Below are 12,444 nucleotides of genomic sequence, written 5' to 3'. Positions count from 1 at the left end.
GTGGCGTCTCCTCTCTCGCTCACGAGGCGTCGACCAGGCGTGCCACGGCTCGCTCCAGGCGTGCCATGCCCTCGGCGATATCGGCTTCGGGAATCACCAGCGAGGGCGCCATGCGCAGCACATTGGGCCCGGCGACCAGGGCCATCACGCCCTCCTCGATGGCCAGCGGCAGGATATCCTTGGCCCGGTCACGCCACGCCTCGCTCATCTCGGCACCGACCAGCAGACCCATGCCGCGCACCTCGCGGAACACCCCGTACTTGGCGTTGATCGCCTCCAGGTGCTCACGGAAGAGGTCGTGACGCTGCCTCACGCCCTCCAGCACCTCGGGGGTATCGATATATTCGATGGCCGCAAGTGCCACCGCCGAGGCCAGCGGGTTGCCACCATAGGTGGAGCCATGGGTGCCCATGGTGAAGGCCGAAGCGACGCGATCGGTGGCCAGCATGGCCCCAACCGGGAAGCCACCGCCCAGGGCCTTGGCGCTGGTGAGGATATCCGGGGTCACGCCGAGCTGCTGGTAGGCATAGAGCGAGCCGGTACGGCCTACGCCGGTCTGCACCTCGTCGAAGATCAGCAGGGCGTCGTGGGCATCGCACAGGTCGCGCAGCCCCTGCAGGAAGTCACGCTGACCGGGCAGCACCCCACCCTCGCCCTGCATCGGCTCCACCATCACCGCGCAGGTATCGTCGTTGATCAGGTCACGTACGCTGTCGAGATTGTTGTACTCGCCATGGACGATGCCGCCGGGCACCGGGCCGAACCCCTGGGCGTACTTGGGCTGGCCGCCCACGCTGACGGTGAAGAAGGTGCGCCCGTGAAAGGACTGGGAGAAGGAGACGATACGGTGCTTGTGCTCACCGGCCTGGTCGAAGGCCCAGCGCCGGGCCAGCTTGAGCGCCGCCTCGTTGGCCTCTCCCCCGGAGGAGCACAGGAACACCTTGTCGGCGAAGGTGCGCTCCACAAGGGTACGCGCCAGCTTGAGGGCAGGTTCGTTGGTATAGACATTGGAGAGGTGCCAGAGCCGGTCGGCCTGCTCCTTGAGGGCCTCGACCAGTACCGGGTGGCAGTGCCCAAGCCCGTTGACGGCGATACCGCCGGCGAAGTCGATATACTCACGGCCCTGCTGGTCCCACAGTCGGCTGCCTTCGCCGCGCACCGGAATCACCTGCTGGGGGGAGTAGTTCGGCACCATGTAGTGGTCGAAGTCGGCGCGGGTCGGGGTCTGGCTCATGACATCCTCCTGTGAAGTCGGGAAAGCGCATTCAGGATACGCCAGTCATCGAGTATAGAGAGGCGCGCCATCCACCGCTTTCAGCGTTGGGACGCCAACTTGTGAAAAAGCCCCCCACTCCGGCTGGTTGGGCTAGGCTGGAGACGTTCCCCTGCGAGGAGCCGCGCATGTTCAATACCACTGCCTGGAACCGGCGGCGCTATAGCCTCTATGCCCCCATCTACGACGCCGTGGCCCGGCGCGCCTTCCGCCGTGCACGCCGCATCGCCCTCTCCCAGGTGCACTGGCAGCGCGGCATGCGGGTGCTGGTGGTGGGTGCCGGCACCGGGCTCGATCTCTACTTCCTGCCCCGGGACGTCGAACTCCACGCCAGCGATCTCGCACCGGCCATGGTGCGGCGCCTCGCGCGCCGCGCCGAGTCGCTGGGCATGGACGTCCAGACCACGGTGATGGATGCCGAGCGCCTGGAGTACCCGGACGACCACTTCGATGTGGTGGTGATGCACCTGATACTCGCGGTGATGCCCGACCCGCAGCGGGGACTGGCCGAGGCAAGGCGGGTGATGAAGCCGGACGGCCAGCTCTGCGTGCTGGACAAGTTTCAGGCCGATGATCGCCCCTCCGGCGTGGGTCGCCGGGCCCTCAACGCCCTGACCTCGGCCATCGCCACCGATATTACCCGTCAGGCCCGTCCGCTGCTCAAGGCCGGCGGTTTCGTTATCGAGCAGGATACGCCGGTGATGATGGGCTCGCTGGTTCGCGCCCTGCTGGCCAGGCCGGCCTGATCAGCTCAGGCGCTCCTCTCGCGGCGTCAGGCCGAAGTGATTGCGGTAGGTGGTGGAGAAGTGCGCCGCCGAGGAGAAACCGGTCACCAGGGCGATCTCGCCCGCCGGCCGGTCGCTCTCGCGCAGCAGTCGCCGGGCCCGCTGCAGCCGCAGCCCCATGTAGTAGCGGCTGGGCACCGCCTGCAGGTGCTTCTTGAACAGGCGTTCCAGCTGGCGACGGGAGACCCCCAGATGCTCGGCCAGCTCATGGGTCGTCAGGGGCTCCTCGATATTGGCTTCCATCAGGGTCACGGCATCGACCAGGCTCTGAGGAGCGCCGGCCAGCGGCGCCGATGGCTGGGGCTCGTCGGCCATGCGCACTCGCTCCAGCACGAAGTGCGCCGAGACCCGCTCGGCAAGCTCGCTGCCATGATGCGTCGCTATCAGGGTCATCATCATGTCCATGGCCGCGGTACCACCGCCGCAGGTCAGCCGGTCGCGGTCGATCTCGAACAGCTGACGCGAGAGGCGGATCCTGGGATGAGCGCCCGCCACCGCCTCGAACCGAGGCCAGGGCACCGTGGCACGATAACCGTCGAGCAGGCCGGCGCTGGCCAGCAGCTCGGCACCGCCACCGATGCCCGCCAGGCTGCGTCCCTGGGCGGCCTGCCGGCGTAGCCAGACAAGCAGCGTCGACGCCGGTGCCTCGCCCCAGGGAGCGCAGACCAGCAGCAGGTCGAGGGCGTCATCCTCGGCGATGGCGCGATCGGGAGTCAGCACCTGACGCGAGCCGCTGGGAACCGGACGATCATCCAGCCCCAGGGTGACGAGCGAATAGAGGGGGGTGTCGGCCAGCCGATTGGCCACCGCCAGCGGCTCGGTGGCGCAGGCCTCGGCCAGCAGGGAGAACCCCGGCAGTACCACCACCCCGACCCGACGCTGGGTGGAGGCGATGGGAGTGGCTGGCGTATCGGGCATGCGGGGCTCTCGCAACAACAGGGTCGCCCATTGTAGCCAAAGCCCCGCCTCGCGGCAGCCCTACCGGTCGCGCGCGGCTAGCCGCTCATGCCCACCACCAGTAGATAACCCAGCACGGCAACCGCCAGCACGATGGCCAGCGGCAACAGCCAGGACAGGCCCCGGGCGGGGTCGCGGGCCTCGGGCTGTGTCTCGTCGGGCTCGGGGTGTTCGAAGTCCTCGGGTTCGTTGATTTCCTTGAGACGCTGCAGTTCCTCTTCCGGGGTCTGACTCTCGCGGGTATCCATGGCGCCCTCCGGGTCGGCGAATGTCAGGGCAGGTCGCCGGGGGCGTCCTGCCCTTACAGGGTTACGACATCGAATTCCGCCACGGGATCCACGTCGGCATCGTAGTCGACATCATCCCGCTCGAAGCCGAACAGCTTCAGGAACTCGTGCTTGTACCCAGCATAGTCGGTAATCTCGAAGAGGTTCTCGGTGGTCACGCGCGGCCAGAGCTCCTTGCACGCCTGCTGAACGTCGTCGCGCAGCTCCCAGTCATCCAGGCGCAGACGGCCGGCCTCATCGGTCTCGGCGCTGCCGCCCTGTCCTTCGCCCAGGTAGAGGCGCTCGCCGAACAGCCGGTTGAGCTGATCGATGGTGCCCTCGTGCAGGCCCTTCTCCTTCATTACCTTGTAGACCATGGCGATATAGAGCGGCATGACCGGGATGGCCGCACTGGCCTGGGTCACCACCGACTTGAGCACCGCCACATTGGCGCCGCCGCCGCTGGCCGAAAGACGCTGATTGATCTCGCCGGCGGCGCGATCCAGATCCTCCTTGGCCTTGCCCAGGGCGCCGTGCCAGTAGATCGGCCAGGTGATCTCGGTACCGATATAGCTGAAGGCCACGCTGCGGGCACCGGGGGCCAGCACGCCGGCGCGATCCAGGGCATCGATCCACAGTTCCCAGTCCTCACCGCCCATCACCGCTCGGGTATCCTCGATCTCCTGCTCGGTGGCGGGCTCGACCTCGGCCTCGATGATGGCGTCCTTGTTGGTATCGATGGCGGTGGCGCGATAGGTCTCGCCGATCGGCTTGAGGCTGGAACGCTTGAGCTCGCCCGAGTCGGGCAGCTTGCGCACCGGCGAGGCCAGCGAGTAGACCACCAGGTCGACCTGCCCCAGGTCCTGCTGGATCAGCTCGATCGCCTTCTCGCGGGCCTCATGGGAGAACGCATCGCCGTTGATCGACTTGCTGTAGAGCCCTTCGGCCTTGGCGAACTTGTCGAAGGCGGCGCTGTTGTACCAGCCGGCGGTGCCCGGCTTCTTCTCGCTGCCGGGCTTCTCGAAGAACACACCCAGGGTATCGGCGCCGTAGCCGAAGGCGGCGGTGACGCGGGCCGCCAGGCCGTAGCCGCTGGAGGCGCCGATCACCAGCACCTTCTTGGGTCCGTTCGCCTTGTCGAGGCCGCGGGCCCGGGTCGCCTCGATCTGCTCGAGTACGTTCTTCTCGCAACCGACGGGGTGGGTGGTGGTGCAGATGAAACCGCGTACCTTGGGCTTGATGATCACGTCAGACCTCGCTATTTGTGTGGTGGGCGGCCTTGGCCACCCTGTCATGGAGTGGTAATCGCCCTATTCTAGCCGTTCACGTCCACCGCTGTCCGCCCTTGAGCCCGACCGGTAGCTGGGGCAGGATGCCGTCCTGAAGCTGGTTACCCTTGCCTAGAACCCCGGGAGCAAACGATGGATGCCCAGACCCTGGTCGACGAACGCGGTGAGCTGTGGCTGGCGCTGGCACCGCTATGGCTGGAGCGCGAGCCGGGCGAGCGCGACTATGCGCAGATGCTCGAGGTGATCGAACGCCACGGGCTGACGGTCAACGAACTGGAGTGGGTGTTTCGCATCGAGCTGGCACCGGTCCTGGCGCGCCACCAGGTGTCGGTGGTCGGCGAGTGGCGGCGCTTCGACGAATATGCGCTGATGAAGCAGCTGGTGGCCCACAACCTGCGGCTCAAGGGGTGGCGACGCAAGAGCTGGGCGCTCTTCTCGGGGCTGACGACCATGATGACGCGGCATCGCTGGAACGAGCTGATCGGCCGCCTGATGGTGGAACGCGGCGAGACGCCCCCATGATGACCAGGCCCTCGCAGCGTCAGGCGGGAACGAGCGGATCTCGAGCCCCCTCAGGCCTCATCCAGGGCTAGTTCGATGGCGATGCGTAGCTCAGCCTCACCGTCGCGGGGCGAGAAGCGGCGGATCACCCGACCATCGCGCCCCACCAGAAACTTGGTGAAGTTCCACTTGATCATACCGGTGCCCAGCACTCCGGGTGCCTGGCGCTTGAGCTCGACAAACAGCGGGTCGGCATCACCGCCGTTGACCTTCACCTTCTCCATCAGCGGAAAGCTGACCTGGTAGTCGCGCGCACTCAAGGCGCAGAACTCCTGCGCGGACTCCGGTGATTGGCGGCCAAACTGATTGCAGGGGAAGCCGATCACCATGAAGCCACGCTGGCGATAGCGGCGATAGAGTCGCTCCAGTTCTCGCAGCTGTGGCGTGAAGCCGCAACGACTGGCGACATTGACGATAAGCAGCACCTGGCCACGCAGCGCGCCGAAGTTGAAGGGCTCGCCCTGGGCGGTGAGAGACCGTTGATCGTGGATGGTCATGCGCTGGCCCCGATAGTCGATATCCTTCACGATGCCACGCCGCCCACGGCAGCGCTACCCCGTGATGCCCTGCCTACCCAGCCGGCGGCGGCGCCGCCGCCCCCTCGAGAGCTGCCGTCACGGTGTCCAGATGGGTGAGGTTCACGGGGCGATTCATGCAGTGCCCTCCAGCAGCCCCGCATCACGCAGAATCTCAACGGCCTGTCGGGTATCCGGCGTAATGCCTTCCAGAGCCAGGGCCTCGGCGGGGGGCAGCCAGAACGCCTCGGCCACCTCCTCGGCCTGGAGGGCCAGGGGCCCATCATGCTCGACCAGGTAGAGACTCCCGAAGATATGGTTGCCATCCCGGGCATGCACGAAGTCCCCCGCCGGCACCAGCGTCGCACCGTGGATGCCCAGCTCCTCCTCGAGTTCGCGACGGGCCGCCAGATGAACCGCCTCCCCGGCCCCCACCACGCCACCGGCGGCCAGGTCGAGCCCGCCGGGGAAGACCTCCTTGGTCAGGGTGCGGCGCTGCACGCAGAGCTCGCCGCGAGTGTTGCACACCACCACATAGGTGGCGCGGTGCCAGAAGCGGAACCGACGCATCTCGGCGCGCCAGGCACTGCCGCATGGGCGGTTGCGGGAATCCACCAGCTGGATGCGCTCGCGGGCGATATGCGGCGCCGGCAGACGCGAATCATTGATCATGGCTGTGCTCCCGAAAAAATGCCTTCAGCCTAACCAGTCCCGGACATGACGTCACGTTGACCGCGCGCCCTGCGACTTCCATGCTCAAGCTAGGCCGTCGATGCGGAGACACGTCATGCCCGATCACGCCCCCCGTACTCATCTGGCTACCCACGAGGTCGCCAATCAACCGCCCCCGGTCGGCGACCGCGACCTGCTGGTCGACGATCTTCCTCTGCGTGAGGCCCTGGCCCGGGAGGCGCCGTCCTGGGTCGCCGAGCAGCTGGCCCCGCTGGGTCGCGATATCGGCAGCGAGCGCGTTCGTGACCTGGGTGAGCAGGCCAACCGTCACCCCCCCGAGCTGAGACTCTTCGACCGCCACGGCCGGCGGCTCGATGAGGTGTGCTACCACCCCGCCTATCACCAGCTGATGGGCCTGGCCATCGAGGGCGGCTGGCACGCCGTGGCCTGGCAGCAGGAGGGCCGTGGCGGCCACCAGGCCCATGTCGCCGCCCTCTATCTGATGACTCAGGCCGAGCCGGGGTTCTGCTGCCCGGTGACCATGACCCATGCCGCCATGCCGGTGCTGCGTCACTCGCCCGGCGTGGCGGCCCGCTGGGCACCGGGGCTGCTGGCCAACCACTACGACCCTCGGGCCCTGCCGGCGAGCCGGAAACAGGGTCTGACCTTCGGCATGGCCATGACCGAGAAGCAGGGCGGCAGCGATGTCAGAGCCAATTCCACCCAGGTCCAGCCCAGCGACACCCCTCAGGGAGAACCCGCCGAGGGTGGCTGGCGACTGACTGGTCACAAGTGGTTCTGCAGCGCCCCCATGTCCGACGCCTTCCTGACGCTGGCCCAGACCGGAGCGGGGCTGGGCTGCTTTCTGGTACCGCGCTTCACCCCCGATGGTGAACGCAACGCCATCGAGCTTCAGCGACTCAAGGACAAGTGCGGCAACCGTGCCAATGCCTCGGCTGAGATCGAGTACCACGGCGCCTGGGCCGAGCCCATCGGCGCGCCCGATCGCGGTATCGCCACCCTCCTCGAGATGGTGCAGCAGACCCGCCTGGATGCCGCCACCGCCCCGGTGGGCATGATGCGCCAGGCCCTGGTCGAGGCCTGGCTCCACGCCCAGGGCCGCCACGTCTTCGGCCGGGTACTAGCCGAGCAGCCGCTGATGCGGATGGTGATCGCCGACATGGCGCTGGAGGTGGAGGCCGGTATCGCCCTTGCCCTGCGCACCGCCCGCGCCTTCGACGGCGCGGCCCGGGGCGACGCCAGCGAACGCGCCCTGGCCCGGCTGTTGCCGGCACTGGCCAAGTACTGGCACAACAAGCGGGGCCCGGGGCTCATTGCCGAGGCCATGGAGTGCCTGGGTGGCATCGGCTATGTGGAGGAGGCTCCGCTGGCGCGGCTCTATCGCGAGGCGCCGGTCAACTCGATCTGGGAGGGCTCGGGCAACGTCATCTGCCTGGACGTGCTCCGGGCGCTTGCACGCCACCCCGAGGTGCTGGAGGCGCTATGGCAGGAGCTGGCCTCGGTGCGTGGGCAACAGAGCGAGCTGGACGCCGCCCTGAATGATCTGGAGCGACTGCTCGACGCCCCTCCGCCGGAGCGGGAACCAAGGGTACGCTGGCTCGTCCAGCGCCTGGCCCAGTGCCTGCAGGGGGCATTGCTGCTGCGCCATGCCCCGAATGCGGTCGGCGAGACCTTCTGCCGAACGCGGCTGGGCAGCGAGGTGAGCCCCGCCTATGGCGTGCTGCCCATGGGAGCTCCGGTCGCGGAGATCCTGGCGCGCCTGCCCGGCTAGGCGTTAAGCCGGGTTAGGCATTCAGCCCGGCAGCGCTCCGGCGACGACCCGCGCCGCCAGCGCCAGGAGCATGACGCCGGTGGCGCGATTGATCCAGTGGGCACGCGCCTGAAGCCAGGGCAGTACCCGGGAGTGCGAGAGCCCCAGGGCCACCAGCACGTACCAGCCACCATCGATCAGCATGGCGGTGAGCACGATCACCCCCTGAGCCATCAGGCTCATCCCGGGGCTGATGAACTGGCTGAGCAGGGCGATGAAGAACAGGATCAGCTTGGGGTTGCCCAGCGCCACCAGCACACCATCGCGAGCCGCCTGGCGCCGCGTGGTCGCCACCATCCCCGCCTCCAGCGGGCCGTTGCGCCCGGCTCGCAGCGCTCGTATGCCCAGCCAGGCCAGGTATGCCGCCCCACCCCAGCCAATGATCTGGAACAGCATCGGCTCACGCACGATCAGCGCGCCCAGCCCCCACACGGTGAGCAGCGCATAGAAGCCGACGCCCAGGGCATGCGAGAGCCCTGCCACCACGCCCGGGGCACAGCCACCGCCCAGGGTATGGCGCAGGACCATGGCCAGGCTGGGGCCCGGCGACATGGCTCCCATGGCACACACCGCCGCCAGAGAGAGCCATAGAGAGAAAGGCATCGCGGCGACCTCAGCGGTGGTACTGCTTCTCGCGCTCGGGCTGCCACAGGACGGCATCTATCCGCAGATGCACCTGACCACCGTCGGGCAGCGGCCAGTCGATGATGTCGCCGACTCGCTGGCCGATCAGGCCGGCACCTACCGGCGCCATCACCGAGATGGCATCTTCCACCTCACCCATCGAATGGGGGTAGACCAGGGTGCGCGTCATCTGGCGATCACGCTTCATGTCGGTGAACTGGACGCGGCTGTTCATGCTGACCACATCCTCGGGAATTTCCTCGGGATCCACCACCTCGCCACGCTCGAGCTCTTCCTCGAGAGCATCGGCCACGAAGCGGTCCTTGTCGCTGGCCTCATCGATCAGGCGCTGCAGACGATCGGCATCGAGCCGATTGATGGTAATAGGGGGACGGGACAGCATGACACCTCCTGCACGCTGATAAACGTTCATTGAACGCTTATCCAAGAAACCAACAAAGACAGTCCTTCACCCGCGAGTGGGCGAAGGACTGCAAAGCTCCACCATACGACATCCCGCGACGCCGCAACAGTCCTTGTGTCATCCCGCCCATTCGCGCGCAGTCCATTGTGCATGGCGGGCTGCAGCCTGCCTGGCGAGCGACTAGACTGGAGATCCATTTCAGTATGGAACATATCATGTCGGTTCGACCGTTCGCCTGGCTGATGATCGGCCTGGGCATTCTGCTTCCCATCGTGGGCTGGCAAGTCGCCAGCCCGGCCGGCTTCATCGGCCCGGCACTGATCCTGCTGGGAATCCTGCTGCTGGTGACCCGCCGTGGGCGCTGAGCGTGGGCCCACCAGTCTGAGCGGCCTGCTGGCACGGGTCAGTCAGGCCGGCCAGCATGAAGCCAGCATCAGCCTGGGTGTCATTCTGGAGACGGTCGGGCGTCGCAGTTTCGCCCCCTTCCTGCTGCTCGCCGGCCTGGTAACGCTGGCTCCCCTGGTCGGCGATATCCCGGGTATGCCGACACTGATGGCGAGCCTGGTGTTGCTGGCGGGCAGCCAGCTCCTGCTGGGGCGGCGACGCATCTGGCTACCGCGGTGGCTACTTGAGCGCCGCATCGCGCGCGAGCGCTTTCATCGCCTGCTGGGCTGGCTGGAGCGCCCCGCCGGCTGGACGGATCGGCTACTGCATCAGCGTCTGACCTCGTTGACCCGCCCTCCGGCCCATATTGCCGTGGCCCTGGTCTGCCTGGTGATTGCGCTGGCCATGCCGCCCATGGAGTTCATCCCCTTCAGTGCCAACGGCGCCGGTCTCGCGCTTACCCTGTTCGGCCTGGCGCTGCTCGCCGATGATGGCCTGTTCGCCCTGGCGGGCTACCTGCTCACCGGTGGCACCCTGGCGGTGGTCGTCGTCAGCCTGGCCTGAGCCACACCTGCGATATGGAGACCTCATGACACCTCCCAGCTCCCGCCCCAAGAAGCATCTCAAGCGGGGCCTCTCCGTAGCGGCGCGCATCGGCTATATCGCCAAGGGGGTCGTCTACCTGTTGATCGGGGGCCTGGCCGTGATGGCCGCCACCGGCCTTGGCGGCGGCCATGCGGGCACCAAGGAATCCATCAACCAGCTGATCCAGCGCCCATTCGGAGACATCATGGTGGGACTGCTCGGCGCCGGGTTGTTCGCCTATGCCCTCTGGCGACTGCTGCAGGCCCTGCTCGACACCGAGGACGCAGGCCGCGGTCCCAAGGGAGTCGTCACACGCCTGGGCTTCACGATCAGCAGCCTGACCCACGCCAGCCTCGGGGTCTACTGCATCGACCTGCTGCTCAATGCGGCGATGTCATCGGGTGAAACCGCCGCCCAGGACCGTACGGCCCTGCTGATGAGTCACCAGGGAGGCGTGATTCTGGTCTTCTGTGTCGGCCTGGTATTCCTGGGGGTGGGTCTGCGCCAGCTATGGCGAGCCATCACCCGAAGCTACCTCGACAACTGGCATCATCGCCAGATGTCGACCGGCCAGCGCCGCTTCTTCGAGGGCATTACCCGCTGGGGCCTCCTGGCACGGGGTGTGGTCTTCATGATCATCGGCCTGTTCCTGTGCCTGTCGGCCTGGCAGACCGACCCCAGTCAGGCCCAGGGTCTCGGTGGCGCGCTGACGGTGCTGGCCGCCCGCCCCTTCGGCCCCTGGCTGCTCGGCGTGGTGGCCCTCGGCCTGTTCAGCTACGGCCTCTACTGCCTGATCAACGCCGGCTTTCGGGATACCAGTGTCGACTGATTCATGCACGCCTGGCTCAGGGAGTGGGTGTGAACGCTACTCAGCACCCAATGGCCGAGTCGGCGCAGACCCAATGGCCGTGCCGGCGCAAAAGAGGACGCTGCACGAAGGCGAGGCAAGGTGGAAGAGAAGGGCCAGAAACGCGAACAGCCGCTCGTAAGCGGCTGTTCCATATATGGTACCGGCGGTCGGACTCGAACCGACAAGGGCTTGCACCCGGGGGATTTTGAATCCCCTGCGTCTACCAATTCCGCCACGCCGGCAACGCGCGAAGCATTATACGTGCACCCGGCCGCAGGTCAATCGCGGACCTGACTTCAGGCGACCAAGCCGGTATCCTTGGCGGCTTGCCAGACACCACCGGACCCGAACCGCATGCAGCGCGCCGACTTCCATTTCGAGCTTCCCGACGAGCTTATCGCCCGCTACCCCTCCGAGCAGCGTACCGACTGCCGGCTGCTGTGCGTGGATGGCCCGAGCGGGGAGCTATCCCACCGCCGCTTCCCGGATCTGCTCGAGGTTCTCGAACCGGGCGACCTGCTGGTGTTCAACGACACCCGGGTGATCCCGGCGCGGCTACATGGCCACAAGGCCAGCGGAGGCAGGGTGGAGATGCTGCTCGAGCGCCCCCTGGACGCCCACCGCGGCCTGGCCCATCTGCGCTCCAGCAAGTCACCCAGGCCCGGCACCGAGCTGGTCTTCGAGGGCGACGTCCGGGCCGTGGTGGAGGGCCGCCGCGACGCCCTGTTCGAACTGCGCTTCCTCGGCGAGACGCCGCTGATCGAGCTTCTCGAGCGCCATGGCCATATGCCGCTGCCGCCCTATATCGACCGCGACGACGAGCGCAGCGACCGCGAGCGCTACCAGACCGTCTATGCGCGACGCGATGGCGCAGTCGCCGCACCCACCGCGGGGCTGCACTTCGACGACCCCCTGCTCGAGCGGTTGGCCGAGAAGGGCATCGAGCGCGCCTTCGTCACCCTCCACGTGGGGGCCGGCACCTTCCAGCCGGTACGCGTCGATGATATCCGCGAACACCAGATGCACAGCGAGTGGCTGGAGGTGAGCGAGGAGACCTGCGCCAAGGTAGAGGCCGCCCGCGCGTCCGGCCGCCGCGTCATCGCCGTGGGCACCACTAGCGTACGCTGCCTGGAGAGTGCCTGCGCCAAGAGCACGGATGGCGAGATCGCCGCCTATCGCGGCGAGACCGATATCTTCATCTATCCGGGCTACGAATGGCGCTGCGTCGATGCCCTGATCACCAACTTCCACCTACCGGAGTCCACCCTGCTGATGCTGGTGGCCTCCTTCGCCGGCTACGACACCACCCTCGCCGCCTACCGCGAGGCGGTCGCCGAGCGCTACGCCTTCTTTAGTTATGGCGATGCCATGTTCCTGACCCGCAAGACGCCCTGAGTTCGGCCATGCTGCGTTAAAAGCTGTCTTAAA

15 protein-coding genes and 1 tRNA gene are annotated in these 12,444 nt (G+C 67.1%); 7 read left to right on the top strand and 9 right to left on the bottom strand.

Going from position 1 to position 12,444, the window contains the following annotated elements:
* Positions 1-19: 19 nt before the first annotated feature.
* The gene (locus tag RM463_RS13245) at positions 20-1,234 is read right to left on the bottom strand and encodes an aspartate aminotransferase family protein (protein ID WP_311430262.1); all 1,215 of its coding nucleotides are present in this window, start codon (positions 1,232-1,234) and stop codon (positions 20-22) included.
* A gap of 167 nt (positions 1,235-1,401) precedes the next feature.
* On the opposite strand from RM463_RS13245, the gene RM463_RS13240 reads away from it, so the two are divergent.
* On the top strand, positions 1,402-2,019 hold the full coding sequence (locus RM463_RS13240) for a class I SAM-dependent methyltransferase (RefSeq protein ID WP_195689858.1): 618 nt from the start codon (positions 1,402-1,404) through the stop codon (positions 2,017-2,019).
* Here RM463_RS13240 and RM463_RS13235 read toward each other — a convergent pair whose 3' ends face one another.
* From RM463_RS13235 to fabV, 3 genes are all read right to left on the bottom strand, one after another.
* A complete protein-coding gene (locus tag RM463_RS13235) occupies positions 2,020-2,976 on the bottom strand; it encodes a GlxA family transcriptional regulator (protein ID WP_195689857.1) in 957 nt (318 codons plus the stop codon). It abuts the gene before it with no gap.
* A gap of 77 nt (positions 2,977-3,053) precedes the next feature.
* Entirely contained in the window at positions 3,054-3,263 is a 210-nt protein-coding gene (locus RM463_RS13230; protein ID WP_195689856.1) for a hypothetical protein, read from the bottom strand.
* Positions 3,264-3,316: 53 nt separating this feature from the next.
* The gene (fabV, locus tag RM463_RS13225) at positions 3,317-4,528 is read right to left on the bottom strand and encodes an enoyl-ACP reductase FabV (RefSeq protein WP_195689855.1); all 1,212 of its coding nucleotides are present in this window, start codon (positions 4,526-4,528) and stop codon (positions 3,317-3,319) included.
* Between the two features lie 174 nt (positions 4,529-4,702).
* Here fabV and RM463_RS13220 point away from each other — a divergent pair, with 174 nt between their 5' ends.
* On the top strand, positions 4,703-5,092 hold the full coding sequence (locus tag RM463_RS13220) for a hypothetical protein (protein WP_311430261.1): 390 nt from the start codon (positions 4,703-4,705) through the stop codon (positions 5,090-5,092).
* A gap of 50 nt (positions 5,093-5,142) precedes the next feature.
* Here RM463_RS13220 and RM463_RS13215 read toward each other — a convergent pair whose 3' ends face one another.
* Entirely contained in the window at positions 5,143-5,628 is a 486-nt protein-coding gene (locus tag RM463_RS13215; protein WP_195690001.1) for a glutathione peroxidase, read from the bottom strand.
* A 153-nt stretch (positions 5,629-5,781) separates the two neighbouring features.
* Positions 5,782-6,318: an NUDIX hydrolase gene (locus tag RM463_RS13210; protein WP_195689853.1), complete on the bottom strand. Its 537-nt coding sequence runs from the start codon at positions 6,316-6,318 to the stop codon at positions 5,782-5,784.
* 115 nt (positions 6,319-6,433) lie between these two features.
* On the opposite strand from RM463_RS13210, the gene RM463_RS13205 reads away from it, so the two are divergent.
* Positions 6,434-8,110 carry an acyl-CoA dehydrogenase family protein gene (locus RM463_RS13205; protein ID WP_311430260.1) on the top strand — a complete coding sequence of 559 codons (1,677 nt, stop codon included), beginning with the start codon at positions 6,434-6,436 and terminating at the stop codon, positions 8,108-8,110.
* 21 nt (positions 8,111-8,131) lie between these two features.
* On the opposite strand, the gene RM463_RS13200 is transcribed toward RM463_RS13205, so the two are convergent.
* Together RM463_RS13200 and rnk are read right to left on the bottom strand one after the other, a co-directional pair.
* Complete coding sequence (locus tag RM463_RS13200) at positions 8,132-8,752, bottom strand: LysE family translocator (RefSeq protein WP_195689851.1); 621 nt, start codon at positions 8,750-8,752, stop codon at positions 8,132-8,134.
* 10 nt (positions 8,753-8,762) lie between these two features.
* Positions 8,763-9,176, bottom strand: coding sequence for a nucleoside diphosphate kinase regulator (gene rnk, locus RM463_RS13195; protein WP_195689850.1), 414 nt, complete (start codon positions 9,174-9,176; stop codon positions 8,763-8,765).
* Between the two features lie 236 nt (positions 9,177-9,412).
* Between rnk and RM463_RS13190 the strand changes: the two genes are divergently transcribed.
* The 3 genes from RM463_RS13190 to RM463_RS13180 are packed head-to-tail and all read left to right on the top strand — an operon-like array spanning position 9,413 to position 10,995.
* On the top strand, positions 9,413-9,562 hold the full coding sequence (locus RM463_RS13190; protein WP_195689849.1) for a hypothetical protein: 150 nt from the start codon (positions 9,413-9,415) through the stop codon (positions 9,560-9,562).
* On the top strand, positions 9,552-10,145 hold the full coding sequence (locus tag RM463_RS13185; RefSeq protein WP_195689848.1) for an exopolysaccharide biosynthesis protein: 594 nt from the start codon (positions 9,552-9,554) through the stop codon (positions 10,143-10,145). Before RM463_RS13190 ends, RM463_RS13185 begins: the two co-directional genes overlap by 11 nt.
* Before the next feature lie 25 nt (positions 10,146-10,170).
* Positions 10,171-10,995: a DUF1206 domain-containing protein gene (locus RM463_RS13180; protein WP_195689847.1), complete on the top strand. Its 825-nt coding sequence runs from the start codon at positions 10,171-10,173 to the stop codon at positions 10,993-10,995.
* Positions 10,996-11,171: 176 nt separating this feature from the next.
* Here the strand turns inward: RM463_RS13180 and RM463_RS13175 are convergent.
* Positions 11,172-11,258: transfer RNA gene (locus RM463_RS13175), tRNA-Leu, on the bottom strand.
* A 112-nt stretch (positions 11,259-11,370) separates the two neighbouring features.
* On the opposite strand from RM463_RS13175, the gene queA reads away from it, so the two are divergent.
* A complete protein-coding gene (gene queA, locus RM463_RS13170) occupies positions 11,371-12,411 on the top strand; it encodes a tRNA preQ1(34) S-adenosylmethionine ribosyltransferase-isomerase QueA (protein WP_195689846.1) in 1,041 nt (346 codons plus the stop codon).
* Positions 12,412-12,444: the final 33 nt, after the last annotated feature.

It is taken from the genome of Halomonas sp. LES1, assembly GCF_031846005.1.
In the GTDB taxonomy this organism is placed as follows: domain Bacteria; phylum Pseudomonadota; class Gammaproteobacteria; order Pseudomonadales; family Halomonadaceae; genus Halomonas.
Note: the sequence above shows the minus strand (reverse complement) of the source record. Positions and strands in the feature narration are given on the sequence as shown.

Bases quoted from the DNA above. Each gene is read 5' to 3' on its own strand.
- RM463_RS13245 (WP_311430262.1), bottom strand. From the start codon at position 1,234: ATGAGCCAGACCCCGACCCGCGCCGACTTCGACCACTACATGGTGCCG.
- RM463_RS13240 (WP_195689858.1), top strand. From the start codon at position 1,402: ATGTTCAATACCACTGCCTGGAACCGGCGGCGCTATAGCCTCTATGCC.
- RM463_RS13235 (WP_195689857.1), bottom strand. From the start codon at position 2,976: ATGCCCGATACGCCAGCCACTCCCATCGCCTCCACCCAGCGTCGGGTC.
- RM463_RS13230 (WP_195689856.1), bottom strand. From the start codon at position 3,263: ATGGATACCCGCGAGAGTCAGACCCCGGAAGAGGAACTGCAGCGTCTC.
- RM463_RS13220 (WP_311430261.1), top strand. From the start codon at position 4,703: ATGGATGCCCAGACCCTGGTCGACGAACGCGGTGAGCTGTGGCTGGCG.
- RM463_RS13215 (WP_195690001.1), bottom strand. From the start codon at position 5,628: ATGACCATCCACGATCAACGGTCTCTCACCGCCCAGGGCGAGCCCTTC.
- RM463_RS13210 (WP_195689853.1), bottom strand. From the start codon at position 6,318: ATGATCAATGATTCGCGTCTGCCGGCGCCGCATATCGCCCGCGAGCGC.
- RM463_RS13205 (WP_311430260.1), top strand. From the start codon at position 6,434: ATGCCCGATCACGCCCCCCGTACTCATCTGGCTACCCACGAGGTCGCC.
- RM463_RS13200 (WP_195689851.1), bottom strand. From the start codon at position 8,752: ATGCCTTTCTCTCTATGGCTCTCTCTGGCGGCGGTGTGTGCCATGGGA.
- rnk (WP_195689850.1), bottom strand. From the start codon at position 9,176: ATGCTGTCCCGTCCCCCTATTACCATCAATCGGCTCGATGCCGATCGT.
- RM463_RS13190 (WP_195689849.1), top strand. From the start codon at position 9,413: ATGTCGGTTCGACCGTTCGCCTGGCTGATGATCGGCCTGGGCATTCTG.
- RM463_RS13180 (WP_195689847.1), top strand. From the start codon at position 10,171: ATGACACCTCCCAGCTCCCGCCCCAAGAAGCATCTCAAGCGGGGCCTC.
- queA (WP_195689846.1), top strand. From the start codon at position 11,371: ATGCAGCGCGCCGACTTCCATTTCGAGCTTCCCGACGAGCTTATCGCC.